Source organism: Okeania sp. SIO2C9, from assembly GCF_010672455.1.
Lineage (GTDB): Bacteria > Cyanobacteriota > Cyanobacteriia > Cyanobacteriales > Microcoleaceae > Okeania.
Window position 1 is genome coordinate 36,561 of record NZ_JAAHGO010000008.1, and the last position, 22,840, is coordinate 59,400.

The window sequence follows — 22,840 nt, forward strand, 5'->3', positions numbered from 1 at the left end:
AAACCTTGTGAATAGTCAATATTCATTTCTGGCATTTGGATATAATCATCCACACCGTCAAAATTTAGACAATTGCCAAGTTTGGAGTCTGCTACAACTGTTGGTTCCCCATTGACTTTACCCTTGAGTTTTCCTGCTGAAACATCAACTACTTCTTTTTCTTTGGCTGCATTTTCGACTATTTCATTCAGTGGCAGATGTAGTTGTAAACCACGATTAATATCCATAGGTGGAGGAGTTTCATCCACTTTCATACATTCATTAATTTCTTCAGGAGATAATGCTCGGTTATACAGTCGCAGATTTGACATTTTCCCATGAAAATATGCATCTGCTGACCAGTTACTCTTGCCAATGTAATTTTTAGTGCGATTAAGATTATTAGGTAGATGTACTAAACCACTCTGTACTTCTTCACCATTCTTGTAGATTTTGCCACTACCTGACCCATCAACAGTTACTGTTAAATAAAGCCACTGGTTCAACTCTAGCTTTCCATCTGCTTTAATTCTGTTTTGAGTCGCACCTTGATAAACATCTAAGAGTAAATTCTTAGTAGTACCTTCATTAGTAAACAGAATATTGTCCTGAGTTTGACCATTTCCAAAGTCAATAATTCTTGACCAACTCTTGAAACTGCTATAGTGTACCCAAGCTTCGACAGTTAAACCTTGTGAATAGTCAATATTCATTTCTGGCATTTGGATATAATCATCCACACCGTCAAAATTTAGACAATTGCCAAGTTTGGAGTCTGCTACAACTGTTGGTTCCCCATTGACTTTACCCTTGAGTTTTGCTGCTGAAACATCAAGAACTTCTTTTTCTTTAGCAGCGTTTTCGACTATTTCATTCAGTGGCAGATGCAATTGTAAACCACGATTAATATCCATAGGTGGAGGAGTTTCATCCACTTTCATACATTCGTTAATTTCTGCTTTTGATAATGCTCGGTTATACATCCGTAGATGCGACATTTTGCCCTGAAAATATCCATCTACTGACCAGTTACTCTTACCAATGTAATTTTTGGTGCGATTCAGATTATTAGGTAGATGTACTAAACCACTCTGTACTTCTTCACCATTCTTGTAGATTTTGCTACTACCTGACCCATCAACAGTTACTGTTACATAAACCCACTGGTTCAACTCCAGTTTGCCATCTGCTTTAACCCTGTTTTGAGTAGTACCTTTATTAACCTGGAAGGCTAAATTATTAGTAGTAAGTTCATTAGCAAACAGAATATTGTCGTTTGGAGCACCATTTCCAAAGTCAATAATTCTCGACCACTTCTTGAAGCTGTTATAGTGTACCCAAGCTTCTACAGTCAAACCTTGTGAATAGTCGATATTCATTTCTGGCATTTGGATATAATCATCCACCCCGTCGAAGTTTAGACAATTGCCGAAACGTGAGTCGTCTAAAATTTTTGGATTACCATTGACTTTACCCTTGAGTTTTGCTGCTGAGACATCAACTACCTGTTTTTCTTTAGCTGCATTTTCCACTATTTCATCCAGTGGCAGATGCAGTTGTAAACCACGATTTATATCCATAGGTGGAGGAGTTCCATCTTCTTTCATACATTCATTGATGTCTTCTTCTGATAATACTCGGTTATACATCCGCAGATGAGCCATTTGTCCTTGAAAAGCTTGATTACCTGCAAATCCTCCTCCCAGCTTATCTTGCTCTTGCCCTAGAACCAATGCTCCTCCAGTGGCAATTGGATTTCCTTGACTAATGACTTTAGAGTGTACTTCTTTTCCATCTTTGTACACTTTAAATTCTCCGTCGCTACTTTGCCAAGTAATTGCTACACAATGCCATTCGCCATCGTTGACCGCAACTCCCGTACCATACCACTTGTTATTAACAGTGGGTGTGATATTTTTAATGTTGTATATTTGAAACTCGTTATACCTCTGTGCTGAAGATTTTGCGTATGAGACAACTGTACCTTCTTTCTGTTGGTTGTTCGATCTAACCCAACATAATACTGTCATTGCTTCTGAGGGAAAGTTGGGCATTGGGTTAATGATCACATAATCATTATTCCCATTAAAGTTTAAACAATTGCCAAACCGTGGTTCAGCTACAACTGTTGCACCATAAACTTTACCATTGAGCTTTGCTGCACAAATATCAACAACTTCTTTTTCTTTAGCCGCATTTTCCACAATTTCATTCAGTGGTAGATGCAGTTGTAAACCACTATTTATATCCATCGGTGGAGGAGTTCCATCCACTTTCATACATTCGTTGATTTCTTCAGGGGATAATGGTCGGTTATACATCCGCACATGAGCCATTTGACCCTCAAAAGCCTGATTTACATCAAATCCTCCCGCAACTTGATCCTGTTCTTGACCTAATACCAGCGACCCCCCAGAAGTAATTTTCTTTCCTTTGCTCAGAATTCCAGCATCTTTCTCTTCACCATCTTGATAAACCTTTAATTGTCCGTTACTGCTATTCCAACTGACTGCTACACAATGCCATTTACCATCATTGAAAGCAATTCCTGTTTCTTTTGTAACTGCTGTAATGTAAACTACAAGGTTTTTAATGTCATACAGTATAAAAGCATTATCGGTTTGAGAATCAGCATAGGAAAAAGGTGTTCCTGCTTTGACTGTATTGTTCGATTTTATCCAACAATATACTGTCATTGCTTCTGAGGGAAAGTTGGGCATTGGGTTAATGATAACATAATCATTATTCCCATTAAAGTTTAAACAATTACCAAAGCGTGGTTCAGCTACAACTGTTGCCCCGTGAACTTTGCCATTGAATTTGTTGCCTGAAATATCAACTACTTCTTTTTCTTTAGCAGCATTTTCCACAATTTCATTCAGTGGTAGATGCAGTTGTAAACCACTATTTATATCCATAGGTTTAGTTTCAGGAGTTTCACTAATTGGACTTGTAGAAGTAGTATTACTAGCAACATAAATATCGTGTAAATCATTAGGTATTACACCTTTAATCTTTTTCTGTTTGAAAGTAAGGGTAATAGATGTATAACGTTGGTCGCTCGGTAACTCAAATAAACCTAGACCCGTATCTGTGCCAAAAGAAGTACCTGGGTTCGGTGGAGTTGGGCAAAACTCTTGTTTACCTTGAGAGTTTTTACCAGAGATAGTTTGAGTCGCTGCATCTAGGAATACACGAGCATTATTTCCTTGGCCAAGAGTGCCACTGTTGAATAATTTCCAGTCAGCTAAATTTACTGGACTACCATCTAGAGTTGTTGCTGTGACTTTTATGGTTGTATATCCAGCTTTGCTACCGTTGAAGAATCTTGATATGGCCAAATAGGTGTCACCACAGGTAGCGCCATCAGTTACTTTTGAGCCAGTTAAAGAAGCCTTATAGTTACTAAAATCTATAGTGACAGAATAGTTGTTTTCACGTCCTATAGTCCTGATTTGAGGCATAGTAACAGTGATGCCTTTTACTTGACCTGTTAAGCTAAATTTATTCTCTATTTCTCCAGATAGGAGGCGATCTTCTGTAATGGGGGTATCACCATCTGGTTTTCTTTTCCAAGCACGGTCGTCATAGTCTATTTTATTGTAGGTTATACCTATTGTACCCCCTAAACCATCAGAGATTTGCGCTGTTTGGCCAAACCCTGGATACTGATAGTCGGTAGTATCCCAAAATGTGAGGTTTTTAGTAGCGATTTCAGACATTATAATGCTCCTTATTTATTAATTAATCGGCAATTTCTAGCGACACTAATCATTCTCTGATTATCTGAAAAAATATACAATTCAGATATTTTTGGGCTTCTGTGTATAAACAAGTATAAGTTTTTTGATGCACAAACTCAACATTTCTTAATAATACATTTTACCACTGATTAAATTATTCATAGAGTTAAATTTTATTAAGGATTATTGCTAAATTTTTTTTAGGAACAGATGAGGCCAATTTGTCATAAAGTCCAATATTTAAACGAGAATAATGGCCTACTTGAAGCTCATAAAATCAAAAACTTTCTATCATTAAGTGATTAACTATATCAAAAAAAAATAATGAAATTGATATTAATTAGTAAAGTCGGTCTCAGTTGTTATTGAAGCTAGCAAAATTAGGATTAAATACACCAATATTCCTGATATTATAGTATGCAAAATATCAAACTGCTAGTTGCTGCAAGATAATACAAAAAGATTGATAATATTCAAATTTATATATAGATATGGTTTAGCCAGGACTGTGGCGATCGCTATTCCAAAATCTGATTTTATGAAAGAGATTAATACTAATACTCACCAAAAAATTTTGCTATCTTTAGCTGCTTTAGGAGCTGCAATATTTATTGATATTTTAACTTTTCATTGGGTTCCCAAACCAATTTTACGATTAAATTATCCTGCTCAGAATATCACTGGTGGAAAATTAAATAGTCAGATTGAAATAAATAGAAGACATGAATTAGGAGAATTAGAATTATCTTTGAATCAGATGGCTACTCAACTCAAAGAATATTTTGAAAATTTATAAAAAAAAGTTAAGCAACGTAAATTCCATAAGCACATTCTTTATTGGTTGAGAAATCAACTTGTTTAGTTAATGATTTTAAAATTAAACTGATCAAACAATTGATTGAATTAGTTTCATAATTTAATTTAATATTTATTGGTTGTAAAAATTGTATATTTTGCAATATTAAAATTATCGATTTTTTTTCACAATTTATAGATTTCAAGATCAAGGTTTTCACTGACTGTAACAATGCTTTGTTCTGGAAATGTTTGCCACCTACCTAAAAATAAAGGTTCATATAGAATCGGGTTGAATAGTTATTGTAGGGGTTGCACATTATAGAATGATATTGCCAAAAAATTAGTTTAGACTTTGGCTAAAAAAAACCTAATATTAATCATTCTAGCAATTGACTAATCCAAAATCCAATTCCATCAAAAATCTAAAATCATTTGTCACTGTGCAACGCCTTATTGTAAGTTGGGAGTAGGGGAGTGGGGGAGTAGGGGAGATTAAAGGCTTGAAGTAATTATAGAATTATCAACATATACTATATAACCGGATTCTATATCAGAAGCTATAATCACAGCATTTAGTAATGCTTCTTGCATTTCGCGAGGTTTATAACCTTGGATTATTGATGAACCACATCTTCACAAACAAAACCTTGTCGGGACGTTCCATGGAAAGTCCCTACTGTGGTCTACCCAAATCAAAACCGCTGTAATGCACTACTTTAAATGAAACAGTCCAGTAGAGTTGAGGAACCAGACCCTGTTGAGTACCATATTTCTTAACATGGTGAAAGCCTTGATATTGTGTTATTAGCCTAGAATCAATTTTGTAGTTTTGTCACGCCAGCAAGGGCAGAATCAGGGTAAGGGAAGTCAACTGATATTTCGCCAACAGCATCAGGAACCGAAACCCAACAACAATCTTTCTCCCCTACTCCCCTACTCCCTAATGCACCAAGAGTCTATATTGTAGGGGCGTGACACGCCTAAAACTGTGTAATAGATTTTTGTTTCTAGGTGTCTTGATCTCCCCACACTCCCCACACTCCCCACACTCCCCACACTCCCCACACTCCCCACACTCCCCACACTCCCCATCTAATGCACCATTTAAGGTGTGTCAGTCTAGTAGGGGCGTTAGTGGCAGCTCTGCGTCAGCAAATGGCCATTAGCTAGCGCACAACTACGTTAACGCCCTTACAGGTTATATAACGATCGACGGAATTATATTACTCCGAAGTCAACGGATTTGATATTACACAGCAGCTATCAAACCACTATGTCTCAACAAAGGTTCAGTATTCGGTTCGCGACCTCGGAAAGTTTTAAACACCTCCATAGGATGCAAACTACCACCTAATGCTAATACTGTATCTCGAAAACGTTTACCACAAGTGGCGATCGCTACTTCATCTTCTAAACCAGCTTCTTCAAAGGCAGCAAAAGCATCAGCACTCAATACTTCTGCCCACTTATAACTATAATAACCAGCAGCATAACCACCAGCAAAAATATGTGCAAAAGCACATAAAAATGAATCTTCTGGCAATGGAGCTAACACAGTAGTAGTTTGAGCGATACGGTTACGCACATCCATCACTGTTTCCTCACCACCTGGTTGATAACGGTGATGTAGTTCAATATCAACTAAGGCAAAGTGCAACTGACGCAACATCCCACTGCCACTCATATAATTTCTGGCAGCCAAAAGTTTCTGATAATAATGTTCTGGCAGAGTTTCCCCTGTTTGATAATGTTTTGCCATTCCAAATAATGTGGAGCGGTCGTAACACCAGTTTTCCATAAACTGACTGGGTAACTCCACCGCATCCCACTCTACATTATTAATACCAGCAGCTCCTGCATAGTCAACCTTTGTCAACATATGTTGTAAACCATGACCGAACTCATGGAAAAGAGTTTCTACCTCACGAAAAGTCATCAAACTAGGTTTACCATCTACAGGTGGTGTTTGGTTGCATTGCAAATAAGCTACTGGCAAACGCAAAGTAGTTTGACCATTTTCCACAAGCTTTGCGCGAGTGATACATTCATCCATCCATGCACCACCCCGTTTTTCTGCCGGACGACTATAAGCATCAAGATAGAAGTAAGCGATAGGTGTATTTGTCTCATCACTAACTTGGAAATAACGCACATCTTGATGCCAGACTGGTGCTTCCCCATCAGCAGCAGTAATATTAATACCAAATATCCGTTTTACCAAAGCAAATAACCCATCAAGAACTTGCGGTAGTGGAAAATATGGTCGTAACTCTTCGGCAGTAAAAGAAAACTTTTCTTCCCGCAGTCTTTCCGCCCAAAAACTGGTATCCCAATGTTTCAGGTCATTTGCCTCTGGTGCATTTTTACTGGCAGCAAATTTTTTCAATTCTTCCAAGTCTGTAACTGCAGCATCATAACTTACACTGCGTAGCTCTTCTAATAACTTTTCCACTGCTTCCACACCAGGTGCCATTTTACTAGCGAGACTCAGTTCTGCATAACTATTAAAGCCTAAAATTTGAGTTTTTTGTTGACGTAGCTCTAAAATACGTTGAATTAAAGGATAGTTGTTTAACTCCCCACTAGAAGCACGACTAATAAAAGCTTTATACAGTTGTTCTCGTAATTCCCGTCGTTTGCTGTGCTGCATAAAGGGCATAAAACTGGGATAGTCGAGAGTGATGCGCCATGGTCCGTTTTCTGGTGTTGCGTTTTCTGCTCCAGCATCTCTGGCACCTTGAGCTGCAAAACTTAATAAACTGGGAGGTAAACCATCGACTTCTTCTTTGTTTGTCAATGTGAGACTAAAAGCTTTTGTGGCATCAAGGACATTGTTGGAAAACTTTGTAGAAAGTTCTGCTAATTCTAGTTGAATGGTATTGAAACGTTCTCGCTGTTCGCCTTCTAAACCTACTCCCGAAAGTTCTGCATCTCTGATAGCAGCTTCAACTATGCGTTTTTGTCCTGAATCTAGATTTTGCCAACTATCACTATTGTGTAATTTTTTGAAGGCTTGATAAAGAGGTTGACTTTGGTTTAGTTTATTAGAAAATTCTACTACTTTTGGTTGTACTTCATCATAAGCTTTTCTTAGTTCAGGGCTATTTTTTACTCCCATTAAATGCCCTACTATTCCCCAACTCCAACTTAAACGGTCTACTAATTTTTGTAGGGGTTCCACCAGTTCATTCCAAGTAGGTTGAACTGTGGCTTCTAAGTTTGTTAATTCTTGCTCTAATTCTGTCAGAAGTTCTGTCATTGTAGGGACTACATCTTCTGGTTTAATAGATTCAAAAGAAGGTAATCCTTTACCATTTAATAATGCTTTATTTGTAACTGTAGCTTGAGCATTCATACGCTGTTTTTCTTGATATTCCAATCATCTTTATTTTTGGTGTTATATTATTGTAGCTTAAATGAGCAAAAAATCAAATTTTATTTCAGGTCATCTTCTGATAATTAGCAATAGACATCTCCAGAAAAGAGGGAACAGAAAAGAGGGAACAGGGAACAGGGAAGAATAATTGATAATTTGAGGGAACAGGGAAGAATAATTGATAATTTATGGATAATAATTGATTTTATTTTGAATTTTTGGAGATTTCTAATAATATTCAAGTTAATTGACTATTAATCGATAAAGAGGTAACAGGGAACAGGGAATAGGGAAGAATAATTGATAATTTATGGATAATAATTGATTTTATTTTGAATTTTTGGAGATTTCTAATAATATTCAAGTTAATTGACTATTAATCGATATAGTAGTAAGGAAGGAGTGAAGTTGAAATAAGCTTTATTTTGAAGATTCCATTTTTTGAAGTAAGCTATTAGCTGACGGCTGATAGCTAATAGCTGATGGCTGTTTGCGCAGCATTCCGCAGGAAATGCTTACAAAATCGTTATTTGTTCAAAAATTCATGAGGAATAATTTTTCCAGGACAATTGGGGAACTCTACCTGTTTCCAAATCGAAGATTTTTTCCAAATAGAATAGAAAAGTTCTTTATCAGTTTTCAAATCTATTTCTTGATAAGAAATATAACCATTTTCCTCCTCTTCATTGATTAGCATTCTAGTGGTAAAGGAATTTCTTTCAACCAACGAGTTTTCATAAATCATCACATTAGTATTATGCAAATCGTGATTATCAACATTTTTGGCATTAGTACAACAAATATATCGTACTTCTACTCCAGCTTCTGCTTGCTCTCTAAGTACTTGTAGATGTATTTGTGTCGGAGATTCAGGAAGTATAAAAACTCTTTTTATGAGAATACCTTTTTGAAGTATTTTTTTACTTACTTCCCAAAAATACATACCCAAATCACTATGCCACCATGTAGGAGTAGTCATGCTGTGAACTGCTAATAACTGACATTCACTTTTTTGGATATCAATTTGTTCTAATAATTGAACCACTTTATCTATGCGTGACTTTCCACTGACGGCAATTTTTATTTCAGGCATAATAGTATTAGTCAAAATTGTACCTTCAAAGAGAGTTTGGTTATTTTCGTCTAACTCAACTCCAGTCAAATTTGCGTTACTCAAATTTGCCTTACTTAAATTTGCCTTACTTAAATTTGCTCTGGTTAAGTCAGTTTTCGTGAGATTTGCACCTGAAAGATTAGCTTTACTAAAATCGCATCCTATCAAAATTGATTCGGAGAGATTAGCTTCATTATCACTTAAATCTACTTTGCTGAAATTTAACTTACGAAAATCTCTCATTCCTATTTTGTATAGACTTATGAGTTCTTTTTCTTCATAAATATCTTGAGAATCTTCATTAGGAGCGTAAACGGCAATAATTGCTTTAACGTAAGCAAATAGATAGGCTTTGATGATATTTTCATGGCTATAAATTTTGATAACTTCTTCCTCGCCAGATCTTACGAAAACCATAGCAGTCACTGCTCCTTCTTTACCCGGCGTTAAATTAGCCACGTAGATAGCTTTGAGTTCATGTTTTATCTCAACTATATGAGATAAAGCCTTATCAAAAGCAGTAAAAAGCGCATTAATTGAACCTTTTTTGAACCCAGAATCTGTATAATATTCTTTTCCATATTGATCTTGTAAGATAATCATAGCAGAAGTTAGATCCTTTTTGGTGCAGAGAACTTCAAACTTTTTAATGCTCCAACCTTGAAAAAGGAGTAATTTATCCTCAAAAGAAAGATTCTTTTTAAGAGGTTCTTCCTCCCAATTTATGGATAGTGTTTCTCTCCTTCTATCTATAGATTTTTGAGCTAGTTTTTCTTTAAAAAATTCCGGCGATAAATCAGAATCTTCAGACTCTACATACTCTAAGAATAATGCTGGTGAATAAACATAAGGCCAGCCACTACTCACAAAATCTCTATCCCTTAAGGTGATAATGCCATCTAAATTATACTTTTTGGCACATTCAACTTGAATAACAGTTGGTATATTGACAGTGGGATATTTTTCCAAATCGATATTTTTCAAGTCAATTTCACAAACTTCAAATTGACTGATAATTTCTATAATAAGACGGTTAGCATATTCTTGTCCTCTCAAATCTTTAACCCTTAACCAAAGATTTTCTACTCCATTTTTACCAATATAAGGATTAATTTTTTCGGATAAAACCCATTCAACTACTTTAGTTACATCTTGGTTCATAGTAGTTTTATTTCTTAATAAAAATTCTTCAAGTATATTAGAGTCAATCAGAATTTTAGGAGCTTGAGACGTTTTTTTCTTGTTTGGGAATACTGATAAATTTTCGAGAAACATATCAATTCCTACACTAGAAATATTAGTCACTTTGTGAAGACTGAGTTTAATTTCGTATTGAACAAAAGGATGTTCATTTTCCATATTATTTCTTAAATCCCAGAGAAGTTTAATGACTTTTGGTTCAGTACGTTCACCTAATGCTCTAATCCAATTAGCACGTTCGTCTACATCGCATTCTTGTTGTGATTTTGCGATTAAGTCAGAAGTCTTTATTAGACTATATTTGGATTGCATTTGATGAGATGATTCTATTGTCATGAATTTATTCACCTTTTGTCGTGTTTGAATTTTTTCATGGGAAAAATGGCGTTGCATAATAAAGAGATGAATTGAGTAGGAGTAGCTATACAATGCCTTGAATACTTGATAGCATATCCACAAAAGGATAACTGGATGAACTGGAGATTTTGTGAAAACACTAAATTCTTTTGTTAACTGATGGCTCTCCAATTCTAGAATGTTCCCGTTTCCTATAGTTTCATATCTTAATTCAGCAATGCTGAAAAAATTAGTTAGTGAGCGCAGTCACTATCATTATTAACTTTTTCCTCAACTTTTGAAGCTTCTTCAACTTCTGAGTTTTCTTCTAGACGGTTGGATAAAATGTTAGTCAAATCATCGTCATTGTGCGGACAAAAATATTTTTGGTCTAAGGAAAAAAGAGTTCTTCTTAAAGAAGTTATACCAAAACGCGGAGCTTGTGATTGAGGGTCAAAATACTCTCTAAGATATTGACCTAGATTTTTATTGAAATCAGAATGTATGTTTTTGTAACTGTGTCCAGTTATTTTAGCTATATCTTCTACTTTATGCAAATTAACCATTGCTAAGTAAAGCATAATTTTATACTTTTCAGAGATCAAAGTTTTCAAAATTTCCTCTTCTATTTCAGTTAATAAAATATCAACTTCTTTAACGTTGACACCATGAGTACTTGCTAAAAATTTCACTTTTTCAATAGATATTAAAAGCATATTAGTAGCCTCGCTTTAGGTAAGGGTTTTGGTGGCTTAACATTGAGAATAACATATTTTTGTTATCTAAATTACTTATGATCAATTAATGAGCTAATTATGCCATTTTAAAAAAATCGTAGCATTATCTCCCAAAAATAAAACCAACAATTGTTGTATAAAACCCCCATTAGATAAACATACATATATTTACCTAATTTAACACTGTCCTATTTCCGCAGTATATTTTGACAAAACAAGCTGACTACAAGCTACCCTATCAGACAAAATCATTGTAGATATTTCAGAAGTATAAATTTCTAGATAAGCATCTTCATTGGTTTCAAATAGATATTCTTTTCCTGCTTCAACAGCACGCTCAAGCCACTGCCCCATGAAGTCAATTTTTAAGATAGCTATTCTTTCCGTACAGTTAATATACAGACACTTAATAGTTTTAGAATCTTCAGTTTTTTTAGCCATACTATTATCCTCCATCTCAGAATTTAGTATGTAAATCATTTAAGTAAGATAAAGCATATTTATTTGTTTGAAAACCAACAAATGTTGTCAGGAAAGCATTTAGCTGTCAGCTGTCAGCTATAGCAATATGATTTTAGTTGTGAGATATTGAAGACTTTTAGGCAACAGGCAACAGGGAAGAAGAAAAAAACGGTAAACATTCAGCCGTCAGCCATCAGCTATTTCTTTTAGTAGGTGATAAAAGTTTTATTAATTGAGAAAAGCTTTGTTGGATGAAAGTATATAGCTGCCGCACTTGCTCCGCATATATATTTCATAGCGCGCGGAAACTGCTGTAACTATTGGACAATAGATCAATAGAACATCAATGTTTGACATAAAAAGGCTGAAACTTTTAGCTGTCAAGGTTTTGAGGCTGAATCATCAGAGCAATAACTATTGGACAATAGATCAATAGAACATCAATACTATAGAAAGAGAGCGATCGCGAATCAGCATAGTAATAACTATTGGACAATAGTAATAACTATTGGACAATAGATCAATAGAACATCAATACTATAGAAAGAGAGCGATATAGCTGCGAAATGGATGTTAAGAACGCTACTTTCATGCAACAAAGCCATTGAGAAACGAAAAATCTGACTACAAAAGTCAGCTCCAAAGTCTATATTCATTTAAACCTCTTCCTTAAGCACAGGGTCTTATTGCTGATAGCTAATAGCTGTTTGCACAGTAGTCCGCAGGAAATGCTTACGTTGTCAGAGCAAAGCAATTTTTGTTGGGTGATTATTTCCTAAATAACTCTTATAAATAAAAAAAAGCGGCAGTAATACCACCGCATTGAAATATTTAAACCAAAATTTATGTTACCACAAAATAACTTGCATTCGGATACTCGTAAGCGAATCGATCAAATGATTCGGCCTGAATTTCGGCCTTTCTTTACTTGGTTAATAGGAAAACCCTGTTTTGGAGAAACTGTGCGACGGAAAACCGTGAGTGAAGACTTAGTATCTACACTCTTTATCCTAATTTTCGGTCTTGTTGTTGGTTATTCCGCATTTACAAGAGATTGCGTTAATTTAGTTGCTGTTTTTATTAGCTGGGTTTGCGTATTGTCCTCAACCCGTAAACTGCGTCTAACTATTGAACACGCTTGCAGTCATAATGCTGTATTTTCTCATCGCTTCTGGAATAAAGCTCTGGGAGAATTTATTTCCATTCTGACTTTCACTTTGCCATTCAGAGAATACCAGAAAAATCATACAAAAGTTCACCATTCCCACCATATCCTGACTCCCGGTGATGAAACTTACAACTTTCTCTTCCTGAATGCTAGCTTTCGTCCAGGAATGAAAGTAGATGAGGCATGGAAGCATCTCATTAAAACCGTTTTTTCACCCACCTTTCATTGCCGTCAACTTTACTCAAGAATAAAATCAGCTTTTTGTTCTCCTTATCCTACTCATAACTTAATTTCGTTAGCTTTTTGGTTATCGATCTTATCTGGTGTGGGAATAACTCATTCTTGGCAAATGTTTTTCTGGATATGGGTTTTACCTCTGAGTATCTTTTTTGAGGTAAGTAGTCTATTGCGCCAATGTGTAGAACATAAGTTCGGAAATACCCCGGAAGAAATAACTTCTGCAATTTTCTGTGGCGAAGAACCCCCTGTATTTAACCATTCTGATTCAATTTTGGTAAAGGTTTTGGGGGTAACTCGTTGGTGGATGAGAGTGTTTTTCTATCATCTCCCTGTACGTCTTTTGATCCTTACCGGAGACAGTCCAGTTCACGACTATCATCATAAACGACCAGGCAATGATTGGGTTAACGCCCACATAGATAGACAAATAGAAGTAGAAGCAGGAATTTATTACGCTCACTCTTGGGGGTTACTGGAAGCGATCAATAAAACTTTTGAGTCTCTTAGCACTATATCCCAAGACTAAAAGACATTAGACACCTCCTCCAAAAGAGGGAGTAGGGACGTTGCATGCAACGTCCCTACAGGGAAAGAATTGATATAGCATATTCCTCGCATAATGAAGTACAAAGACTAACAATTATAGCACTTTTAGGATAGTGAGGTACAGTTTATTAATTCTCTGTTACCTGTTGCCTAAAGTCCTAAATTTTTGTACCTCATTAACTCCAAAAGTGCTGTAAATTTTTGTAGTGCGGGCATCTTGCCCGCGATGAATGTACTGAGTGGAATCTGCTGTAATATCATTACTACACTTGATCGCTTGTATAAAAGTTAGCGTGAATATCTACAAGGAAATTAAAGTTTTTTCTGGCTTTTAAGCCTTCTTCCTTCTTCCTTCTTCCCTCTTCCTTACCTTCTTACCTAAAGTTGATAATATCGTCTATTAAATTCATATCTACATAAGTTCTACCTTTAGCATCTCCAGCTATTACATTAAAAGGTTTATCTGGTTCTCCTAAATGATTTAAAACTAAAGTTGCACCAGTAAAATCTTGATTTTTCGTATAATCATTAACTGTAATAATTGTTTTTAACCCTGCCGCTAAAGCAGCTTTTAAACCATTATCTGAATCTTCAAATACTAGACAATTATCTGGTTGAATATTCATTTTTTCTAACACATAATAATAAATATCTGGAGCAGGTTTTTTTTCTGGAACCATGTCTCCTGCTGCAATTACTTCAAACCATGATAAACTTTCCTTGCCCAAGGTATTTTCTAATAATGCAGTTACATTTTCTAAGCTGCTAGTAGTAGCGATCGCTAACCGTATTTTTTGATTTCGTGCCTCTGCTAATAATCTTTTTACACCCAAGCGCAACGGAATAGTTCCTGTTGCTAATAACCTTTGATAATATTGAGTTTTCGTGGCGTGCAGATTATAAATTAATTCCTGGAGTGGAACAGATGATTTCAAATCTGGTTGATACCGACTAATATAAAAGTTGATACGTTCTTTGCCACCCGCTACTTCCAACAATTCTCCGTACAACGAAACTGACCATTCCCAGTCTAACCCAGCTTCAGCAAAAGCCTGATTAAAAGCTACTCTATGGCCATCTCGCTCTGTATTTGCCAAAGTTCCATCAACATCAAATATTAAGGTAAACAGTTCAGTCATTTAATTAAAAGTGTGATAATAAATAATGATTATACTCTTAAGTTGATTTTATAACCTCAACAGAACATCCACTTCATTAGACATCTGGTGATAATAGAAAATAAAATTAATTATCCCACTCTTATTCATCAATTCTTTCTCCCTGCTCCCTACTCCCTAGTGCAGAATGGCAGAAATAACTAACCAGTTACAAAATCCTAAAAGCCTTACCAATCAATACTTTTGAATTTTGACTTTTGACTTGCGCGTAGCGGCATTAACCTAAGCACTAATTCCAAAAGTGATAAAAGTTACTAGACGTTCTACAAGATCCTCAATATCCTCACTAGAACTTTTTTCACTCAGGGGTTCTAATGGCTCAATTTGATTGAGAACTCGGATCAACATCGCTATCACAAGATCGAGTTTCCATTCTAATTCCATTGGAGATTGATTCGGAAGCACTTTCTGCATTATATCTAGAAATCTTTGGTGAGTTCTACTAAATTCTGCTTCCGCTAGTCTCTGAATTGGATAGGGTTCTGTGCGACAACGGCCCATAAATTTGGCATGAATTAGACATTCCTCTGAGTTATCCTGAGTCATTTGTAGGGGTGGGGTAATTACAGCGGCTACAATTTCTGCCACTGAAGGGAGTTCTTCAGAGTCTTCCAGAATTGCCAGTTGTCGCATTTGTTCTTCGACAATAGGTTGCGCTACTCTTCTAATTACTGCGATAAATAATTCTTCTTTTGAACCAAAATGATAATGGACTGCGGCCAAATTCACATCTGCCTCTCGAATTATGGCCCTTAATGAAGTTCCAGCAAAGCCTAGAGAAGCAAAAAGTTTCTCAGCAGCATTAAGAATTTGCTCTTTTGTATCAATAGTTGAATTCTTGCTCATTCAGTCGTGTCTGTGATTTGCTCAACATTTTAGTCTAACACCGAGAAGTCCATTTTGACTGTATTAGCTGCTCCTGTAAATATCTATTCTACTTCCACTGCCCCCAAAACCTGAAAAGTCTCCTTTACCTAAATAACACGGGAGCATGAAAGCCATCGTCTTTTAAGCGATGGATAGAAAGGCGAGGAGTCGGATTTTAATCCGAAGGATTTTATTTTACCGAAAAGCAACGTTGAAGCTCCCCATGTTTGAACCGGGACATGAAAACAAGGGAATCATTGAGACTAGACAACTTTAGTTGCCCTCTGTTACTATGATTGACAATAACTTTTCGGTCCGCCCGTTTCAAATGTACTCTTGTCAACAAGTTTTAGTAGGTAAAAACCCTGAATTAATTGCTATCTTAACATTCTTATGTGAACAGTCTCACAAGCTCACTAACATGGGAATATATTATGCCAGGCAACTATATTTTAAGTCTCAAAAAGGCATTAGCAAGTATGAGTTGGAAAAGGTCTATAAAAATAACTATCATTACAAAGTTTTACATCTCTCTTGCAGCACAACAAATATTGAGAACTGTAGCTGAATCATTTAGGTCTTCAGGATGGTCTTATTATTGCCTATCGTTCAGGGAAAAGATCACACAAACCAAGGATTCCTAACTACAGAAAAAAAGGGGGAGTGGCTACAGTTATTTATCCCAAGCAAGCATTAAAACTTAAAGGTAATAAAATTAGAGTACCACGCTTGTAATACTTGTAAACGCTGGTTTGGGTTAGATTGCTTTTATATTTCCATACCAAGCAATCTCAACTTTGCTTCTCTCAAAGAACTGAGGCTATTACCGAGAAACAAATGTTTTTATTGGGAAGGGTGTCTATGAAAAAGAAATAGTAGTTAAACCTCAATTAAATCAAGAAAATGTATTAGGAATAGACCATGGTGTAAATAATTGGTTGACCTGTGTGTCGAATGTAGGTACTAGCGCGGGTTGTAGATGGTAAACATCTCAAATCAATGAATCGTTGGTACAACAAACAAGTATCAACTATTAAAGAAAATCAACCGACTGGATTTTGGTCAAATAAACTAGCTGCAATTACAGAGAAGCGTAACCGCCAAATTCGATTTGGGTATTAATAAAGCAGCCAGAATAGTAATTCATCATTGCGCACAAAAATCAGATCGGTACGATTGTATTTGGCTGGAATCAAGGCCAGAAAAATCAAATAGAATTAGGAAAGAAAAATAATTCAGAATTTGTACCAATTCCTACTGCTAGACTCAAAGAAAGAATAGCTCAATTATGTTCTGAGTATGGGATTCTATTTATAGAAACAGAAGAGAGTTATACTTGTAGGGGCGAATGGCCATTCGCCCCTACATTTTTAGATGGTGACTATCTGCCTAATTATGGTGAGAAACCCAATGATTGGAAACCATCAGGAAAAAGAATAAAGCGATGCAGCGCGGCCAAAGGGGGTTTCCCCCATGAGCGACTGCATCAAGACAGCGTGGTTTGTATAGAACTGGTAATAATTGGTGTGTGAATGCAGACTGTAATGGGGCTGCAAATATCATCACAAAAGTAAGCCGCAAAGCTAAGTAGGGGCGATTCGCGTTTGCGGAGCATTCCGTAGGAAATCGCCCCTACTTAAGCCTACTGTGTAGGGGCACCGCGGAAATTGTCCCCAAAGAATATATCTTTGGTCAGAATCATGAGAAACGAAGCAACAAGGATTTATCCTGTTGCGTAGTATCAACTTAGAATCCCCCCGGCAATAGCTGCGGGGAGTAGTCAAAACTCTTGGTACTGCACCCTTAGAGATGTCACCATCCCCCCCAGATTTCTGTGTTGGCCTGCTTATTGACCATATCATATCAAATCAGCTTAATTAGGTATAGAACCCCCGATCATATCTTCATAAATATGGGCGTTTTTTTAGCCTTGAGTCAGGAGACAGGAGACAGGAGACAAGAGTTCAACAATGAATAATGAATAATGAATAATTACCTCTCCATGAATAGTCGCTTTCATAGAGCGATCGCTTTCTCAGCAGAGCAATAACTATTGGACAATAGTAAATAGAACATCAATAGTCGCTTTCATAGAGCGATTAAGCTGCGGAATGGATGTTAATATCATGTCCGGTTGAACAGTGATAAATAAATAACTACGGAGTCCTCAGGAGTCAGGAGTCAGGAGGAAAGAGGGAAGAGGGAAGAAAGAAGAAGAACTGGAGTTGAAGGAGAAAGTTTTTTTATAACTAATTATCCGGACATGATATAAGAACGCTACTTTCATGCAACAAAGCTCCTGTACGTCGCCAATCCGACGGCTTCCCTACCTGATCTCATGTCCGTTGGTATTATTTGTGTAAACCCAAGAGTGAATATCTACAGAAAATTTAGGTTTTTTTCTTGCTCAATAGTCTTCCTCCCTCTTTTCTCTTCCCTCTTCCCTCTTCCTCACAGGAGTGCGCATTCCCTCTCTTGGTCAGCATTCCGCAAGCGAGCTGGCATCGTCGCGGGGTCTGACCACTTGCGTCTGTCGCAGACGCGGGGTCGCACCGCTTTTTCCTTACCTTCGCGCTTACAATACTGATGCTACTGGACATGATATGATATCAAATCCGTTTACAGCGCTTTTCAGATTGATAAACTACATAGCTACAACCAAAACCCTATCAGGGCGAATGCCATTCGCCCCTACTGTGGTTTACCCAAATGAAAATCACTGTAATTCGGTATAAAAAAATGTTCCATCTTCAACCATTACCAAATATTTCTCGAGTTCCCCATCTCCCCATCTCCCCATCTCTCCATCTCCCCATCCCCCATCTAATTACACCGATGCTACCGGATTTGATATGACTCCTACCTTAACAGGATTTATACCAATGCTACCGGATTTGATATCATTAAAATTCGGATGAGAAGTATGATATCAAATCCGCTGGCTTGGGAATGATATACAGCGGTTTTCATTTGGGTAGACCACAGTAGAGACGTTCCATGGAACGTCCCTACAAGGTTTGATGTGTGAAGATGTGGTTCATCAATTTGAAAAGCGCTGTAATTCTACAGTCGGTAGGGGCGAACGGCCGAAAGCTTGCGCATAACTATCGTTAACGCCCCTACAATATTGACTATTTTTCCTTAATGCTGAATTATATAGAATCCGGTTATATAGTATATGTTCATTATTCAATCTCTCCATCTCCCCATCTCCCCATCTCCCCCAACAATACAATTAAGTATTCAACTGGATTTGATATTACTCGTTACTCCTTACTCGTTACTCCTTACTCGTTACTCGTTATATCATGTCCGTTTATATCGTTTGTGTAAACCCAAGGGTGAATATCTGCAGGAAATAATGGTTTTTTTCTTGCGAGGGTAGCCTTTCTTCCTCTTCTCTCTTCCCTCTTCCTTCTTCCCTCTTCCTTCTTCCTTACCTTTGCTATACAAGACCGATGCTGCCGGACATGATATTACTCGTTACTCGTTACTCCTTACTCGTTACTCCTTACTCCTTACTCCTCAGTAATACGATAACTAATTACCCGGATTCTATATTATACCGATGCTACCGGATTTGATATGACGCGGATCGACTAAAAAACCAGCGATCAAAAAGAGTTTTACAGAAGTAATTTCTGTAAAACTCTTAAAGCAATTCAATTCTTAACTTGGATTAAACAGCTAGATTTGCTATAAACAAATGTCTAGAAAGCCTATCCGAGAAAATGAACACCAGAGATGTCATTACCGTTCAATGCAGTAAAGAACTCCTCAAATGTGCCTGATGTTGAAACACCGAGATTATTAGGGTTGAAAGCAAACACATCTTCATCTGTGCCCGATACACCAGGTACATTAAAGTTGCCAGTAGTAGACAGAAGTAGTTGATCTCCATTGATACCGATCGCATCAAGATCTTCACTACTGTTGCTAAGTCCTACATCACTACCGTCGAATTCGACAGACCAATTTCCACTAGTGTTACTGCCTAAATTATTAGGATTGAAACGCAGTATATCTTCATCTTGACGGCTAACTCCTGATACATTAACGTTCCCTTGGGTAGAAATTAGAAGGTCTCCAGTAATAGGATCGACACTCAGACCATCAATATCTTCACCATTGGTGGTTAAGCCAACATCTGAACCATCGAAGTATAACTCGAAAGAACCGTTGGTGTTGTTTCCAAGGGATGTGGCAGTGAATTTCACAATGTCAGAGTCATCTACATTTCCGATACCATTTATGTTTTCAGCATCCTCGAAAGAAAGTAGAATCTCATTGTTGCCAATTACCTCAAAGGCATCAATCTTAACACCTCCAAGACCAACATCTGAACCATCGAAGAACTTACTGTAACTCTGGTCAGCTAGATTATATTCAACGATGTCTTCTGGTTTGAAATTAATTCCACTTAAGGTTTTGTCTGACTTCAAACTGAACAGTAGAGAATTTTGACCCGGTTGAACATCGCCATTAACATAGTGACTGGGATCGGAATCGTTAGCCCCTGGAGCATCAACAGTACCAATGTTTTTATAGATCCCATCAGCGATGGTGTCAAATTCTAAACCAGTAATAGCACCACTACCAACAAGGTCAACTTCTATTTTGACAACATCATTGTCATTGATATTTAAAGTTTGGGAGCTATTATTAGGACCATTAGGAATAGAAGTAGTAGTTTGATTCCCATCAACATCAGTAGTGAAAACTTTACCACCGCTTTCCTCAATATCCAGGAAGTTAATGGAGTTTACATCGACTGGGTTATCAAAGTCAAAGGTAATTACACCACCATTAGCATTGTCATCAGGGTCAGAGCTGTCACCATCTTCGGAGATGATTAAGATGTTGCCTTGATCATTTGTTCCTAAATCGGGATCGTCACCAGTTGGATTAGCGCTGTCAAAGATCATGGCACCGAATTGAGTAGCTGAAACTGTTACTCCTAGATTCTGGTACTCGTCATCAATAATAGTGCCATCAGATAAAGGATTGCCTGAACCATCGGTGTCAAAATCAATAACAACGTTGTTAGCAACAGTAGATAAATTTTGAGCTGTTCCCGTCTTTTGGTAAGTCCACATCTCATTAGGAGCCAAGGTGTCATCCCCATCCCCTTTGTTAATGATGTTGGTAATTGTGCCTTCCTGGTCGTCAGTGACCTGTATTTCATTTTCGGTAAAGGATACATCACCAGTATTGGTCACTTTATAAGTCCAGGTCACAGTATCGCCAGGAGCGATTTCTGGTGCATCCTCTGGTGCGTCAGCATCTTCTCCATTGGTGGACTTTTCAATGTCGATGCCAGGATTTTGAGGATCGGGTTCGCCATTAACATAGTGACTTGGATCGGAATCGTTGACACCATCAGCAACAACAGTTCCTATATTTTGGTAAATACCACTTTCGACCTGCTGGAAGTCTAGCTTTTTGACCTTGAATCGGTCTTCAGGAGTTGAGTCGGAGGTAGAAGCAGCAATGACCAGCACATTACCAGCCACTTGCTGGTTATTGATATTTGCCCATCGTGAACTTGAACCACCGTTATTGTCTTCTGTGAAGTCAAGACTGTTTAAGAAACCATCATCCAAGCTGTTGTGGTTATTGAAAGGATCGGTCTTTGAACCCACCCAATAAGTGATATCACTGTCCGCTCCCACGGAATCTAGGAATGTGCGGTCAATCACTACATCTTCTGAGAATTCAAACAAGATGTAGTTATCCCGACCGACGTTGTCAACTTTATGTAGATCGTTGCCTCCATTACCTTCTGAGGTATCGGTGACTCCTAATCCACTAGAGAAAGCACCCAAGAAGGCTTCGCTCCAGTTTCCGCTATTAGTGCGGCTGAAAGCACTAGCTTTAACTGATACATCACCAGCAGTAAATTCGCGAATGTTGCCATCTTGACCATCTAAACCACTGTTACCTGTTAAATTAAAGGTTTGGGTTTGGCCCCCTGAACCTGTGAGGTTTTGAGCTGTTTCCGTCTTTTGGTAAGTCCACATCTCACCAGGAGCCAAGATGTTATCCCCATTCCCTTGGTCAATGATGTTGGTAATTGTGCCTTCCTGGTCGTCAGTGACCTGTATTTCATTTTCGGTAAAGGATACATTACCAGTGTTGGTCACTTTATAAGTCCAGGTCACAGTATCGCCAGGAGCGATTTCTGGTGCATCCTCTGGTGCGTCAGCATCTTCTCCATTGGTGGACTTTTCAATGTCGATGCCAGGATTTTGAGGATCGGGTTCGCCATTAACATAGTGACTTGGATCGGAATCGTTGACACCATCAGCAACAACAGTTCCTATATTTTGGTAAATACCACTTTCGACCTGCTGGAAGTCTAGCTTTTTGACCTTGAATCGGTCTTCAGGAGTTGAGTCGGAGGTAGAAGCAGCAATGACCAGCACATTACCAGCCACTTGCTGGTTATTGATATTTGCCCATCGTGAACTTGAACCACCGTTATTGTCTTCTGTGAAGTCAAGACTGTTTAAGAAACCATCATCCAAGCTGTTGTGGTTATTGAAAGGATCGGTCTTTGAACCCACCCAATAAGTGATATCACTGTCCGCTCCCACGGAATCTAGGAATGTGCGGTCAATCACTACATCTTCTGAGAATTCAAACAAGATGTAGTTATCCCGACCGACGTTGTCAACTTTATGTAGATCGTTGCCTCCATTACCTTCTGAGGTATCGGTGACTCCTAATCCACTAGAGAAAGCACCCAAGAAGGCTTCGCTCCAGTTTCCGCTATTAGTGCGGCTGAAAGCACTAGCTTTAACTGATACATCACCAGCAGTAAATTCGCGAATGTTGCCATCTTGACCATCTAAACCACTGTTACCTGTTAAATTAAAGGTTTGGGTTTGGCCCCCTGAACCTGTGAGGTTTTGAGCTGTTTCCGTCTTTTGGTAAGTCCACATCTCACCAGGAGCCAAGATGTTATCCCCATTCCCTTGGTCAATGATGTTGGTAATTGTGCCTTCCTGGTCGTCAGTGACCTGTATTTCATTTTCGGTAAAGGATACATTACCAGTGTTGGTCACTTTATAAGTCCAGGTCACAGTATCGCCAG

At 37.6% G+C, this 22,840-nt stretch carries 13 protein-coding genes; 3 read left to right on the forward strand and 10 right to left on the reverse strand.

Annotated elements, in window-relative coordinates; genetic code table 11:
• On the reverse strand, nucleotides 1-3,701 hold a 3,701-nt coding region (locus F6K23_RS08250), incomplete at its 3' end, for a LamG-like jellyroll fold domain-containing protein (RefSeq protein WP_293153239.1).
• Nucleotides 3,702-4,185: 484 nt separating this feature from the next.
• Between F6K23_RS08250 and F6K23_RS08255 the strand changes: the two genes are divergently transcribed.
• Nucleotides 4,186-4,518: a HAMP domain-containing protein gene (locus F6K23_RS08255; protein WP_293153241.1), complete on the forward strand. Its 333-nt coding sequence runs from the start codon at nucleotides 4,186-4,188 to the stop codon at nucleotides 4,516-4,518.
• Nucleotides 4,519-5,453: 935 nt separating this feature from the next.
• Here the strand turns inward: F6K23_RS08255 and F6K23_RS08260 are convergent.
• From F6K23_RS08260 to F6K23_RS08280, 5 genes are all read right to left on the reverse strand, one after another.
• The gene (locus F6K23_RS08260) at nucleotides 5,454-5,612 is read right to left on the reverse strand and encodes a hypothetical protein (protein WP_293153243.1); all 159 of its coding nucleotides are present in this window, start codon (nucleotides 5,610-5,612) and stop codon (nucleotides 5,454-5,456) included.
• A 157-nt stretch (nucleotides 5,613-5,769) separates the two neighbouring features.
• Complete coding sequence (locus F6K23_RS08265; protein ID WP_293153245.1) at nucleotides 5,770-7,875, reverse strand: M3 family metallopeptidase; 2,106 nt, start codon at nucleotides 7,873-7,875, stop codon at nucleotides 5,770-5,772.
• Between the two features lie 547 nt (nucleotides 7,876-8,422).
• Nucleotides 8,423-10,546, reverse strand: coding sequence for a pentapeptide repeat-containing protein (locus tag F6K23_RS08270; RefSeq protein ID WP_293153247.1), 2,124 nt, complete (start codon nucleotides 10,544-10,546; stop codon nucleotides 8,423-8,425).
• 254 nt (nucleotides 10,547-10,800) lie between these two features.
• Nucleotides 10,801-11,262: a hypothetical protein gene (locus F6K23_RS08275; RefSeq protein WP_293153249.1), complete on the reverse strand. Its 462-nt coding sequence runs from the start codon at nucleotides 11,260-11,262 to the stop codon at nucleotides 10,801-10,803.
• Nucleotides 11,263-11,460: 198 nt separating this feature from the next.
• Complete coding sequence (locus F6K23_RS08280) at nucleotides 11,461-11,724, reverse strand: DUF1830 domain-containing protein (protein ID WP_293153251.1); 264 nt, start codon at nucleotides 11,722-11,724, stop codon at nucleotides 11,461-11,463.
• A gap of 866 nt (nucleotides 11,725-12,590) precedes the next feature.
• Here F6K23_RS08280 and F6K23_RS08285 point away from each other — a divergent pair.
• Nucleotides 12,591-13,679 carry a hypothetical protein gene (locus F6K23_RS08285; RefSeq protein WP_293153253.1) on the forward strand — a complete coding sequence of 363 codons (1,089 nt, stop codon included), beginning with the start codon at nucleotides 12,591-12,593 and terminating at the stop codon, nucleotides 13,677-13,679.
• Nucleotides 13,680-14,073: 394 nt separating this feature from the next.
• On the opposite strand, the gene F6K23_RS08290 is transcribed toward F6K23_RS08285, so the two are convergent.
• A complete protein-coding gene (locus tag F6K23_RS08290) occupies nucleotides 14,074-14,838 on the reverse strand; it encodes an HAD family hydrolase (protein WP_293153255.1) in 765 nt (254 codons plus the stop codon).
• A gap of 261 nt (nucleotides 14,839-15,099) precedes the next feature.
• Nucleotides 15,100-15,723, reverse strand: a complete 624-nt coding sequence (locus F6K23_RS08295; RefSeq protein WP_293153257.1) for a TetR/AcrR family transcriptional regulator — start codon at nucleotides 15,721-15,723, stop codon at nucleotides 15,100-15,102.
• A 1,020-nt stretch (nucleotides 15,724-16,743) separates the two neighbouring features.
• Between F6K23_RS08295 and F6K23_RS08300 the strand changes: the two genes are divergently transcribed.
• Nucleotides 16,744-16,866, forward strand: coding sequence for a hypothetical protein (locus F6K23_RS08300; RefSeq protein WP_293153259.1), 123 nt, complete (start codon nucleotides 16,744-16,746; stop codon nucleotides 16,864-16,866).
• A gap of 1,918 nt (nucleotides 16,867-18,784) precedes the next feature.
• Here F6K23_RS08300 and F6K23_RS08305 read toward each other — a convergent pair.
• Nucleotides 18,785-18,979, reverse strand: coding sequence for a hypothetical protein (locus tag F6K23_RS08305; RefSeq protein ID WP_293153261.1), 195 nt, complete (start codon nucleotides 18,977-18,979; stop codon nucleotides 18,785-18,787).
• Between the two features lie 484 nt (nucleotides 18,980-19,463).
• A partial coding sequence (locus F6K23_RS08310) for a hypothetical protein (protein ID WP_293153263.1) occupies nucleotides 19,464-22,840 on the reverse strand: 3,377 nt, incomplete at its 5' end.

Excerpts from the sequence above, each read along its gene's own strand:
- F6K23_RS08260 (WP_293153243.1), bottom strand. The coding sequence starts at position 5,612 with ATGGGGAGTGTGGGGAGTGTGGGGAGTGTGGGGAGTGTGGGGAGTGTG.
- F6K23_RS08265 (WP_293153245.1), bottom strand. The coding sequence starts at position 7,875 with ATGAATGCTCAAGCTACAGTTACAAATAAAGCATTATTAAATGGTAAA.
- F6K23_RS08270 (WP_293153247.1), bottom strand. The coding sequence starts at position 10,546 with ATGACAATAGAATCATCTCATCAAATGCAATCCAAATATAGTCTAATA.
- F6K23_RS08275 (WP_293153249.1), bottom strand. The coding sequence starts at position 11,262 with ATGCTTTTAATATCTATTGAAAAAGTGAAATTTTTAGCAAGTACTCAT.
- F6K23_RS08280 (WP_293153251.1), bottom strand. The coding sequence starts at position 11,724 with ATGGCTAAAAAAACTGAAGATTCTAAAACTATTAAGTGTCTGTATATT.
- F6K23_RS08285 (WP_293153253.1), top strand. The coding sequence starts at position 12,591 with ATGTTACCACAAAATAACTTGCATTCGGATACTCGTAAGCGAATCGAT.
- F6K23_RS08290 (WP_293153255.1), bottom strand. The coding sequence starts at position 14,838 with ATGACTGAACTGTTTACCTTAATATTTGATGTTGATGGAACTTTGGCA.
- F6K23_RS08295 (WP_293153257.1), bottom strand. The coding sequence starts at position 15,723 with ATGAGCAAGAATTCAACTATTGATACAAAAGAGCAAATTCTTAATGCT.
- F6K23_RS08300 (WP_293153259.1), top strand. The coding sequence starts at position 16,744 with ATGAATCGTTGGTACAACAAACAAGTATCAACTATTAAAGAAAATCAA.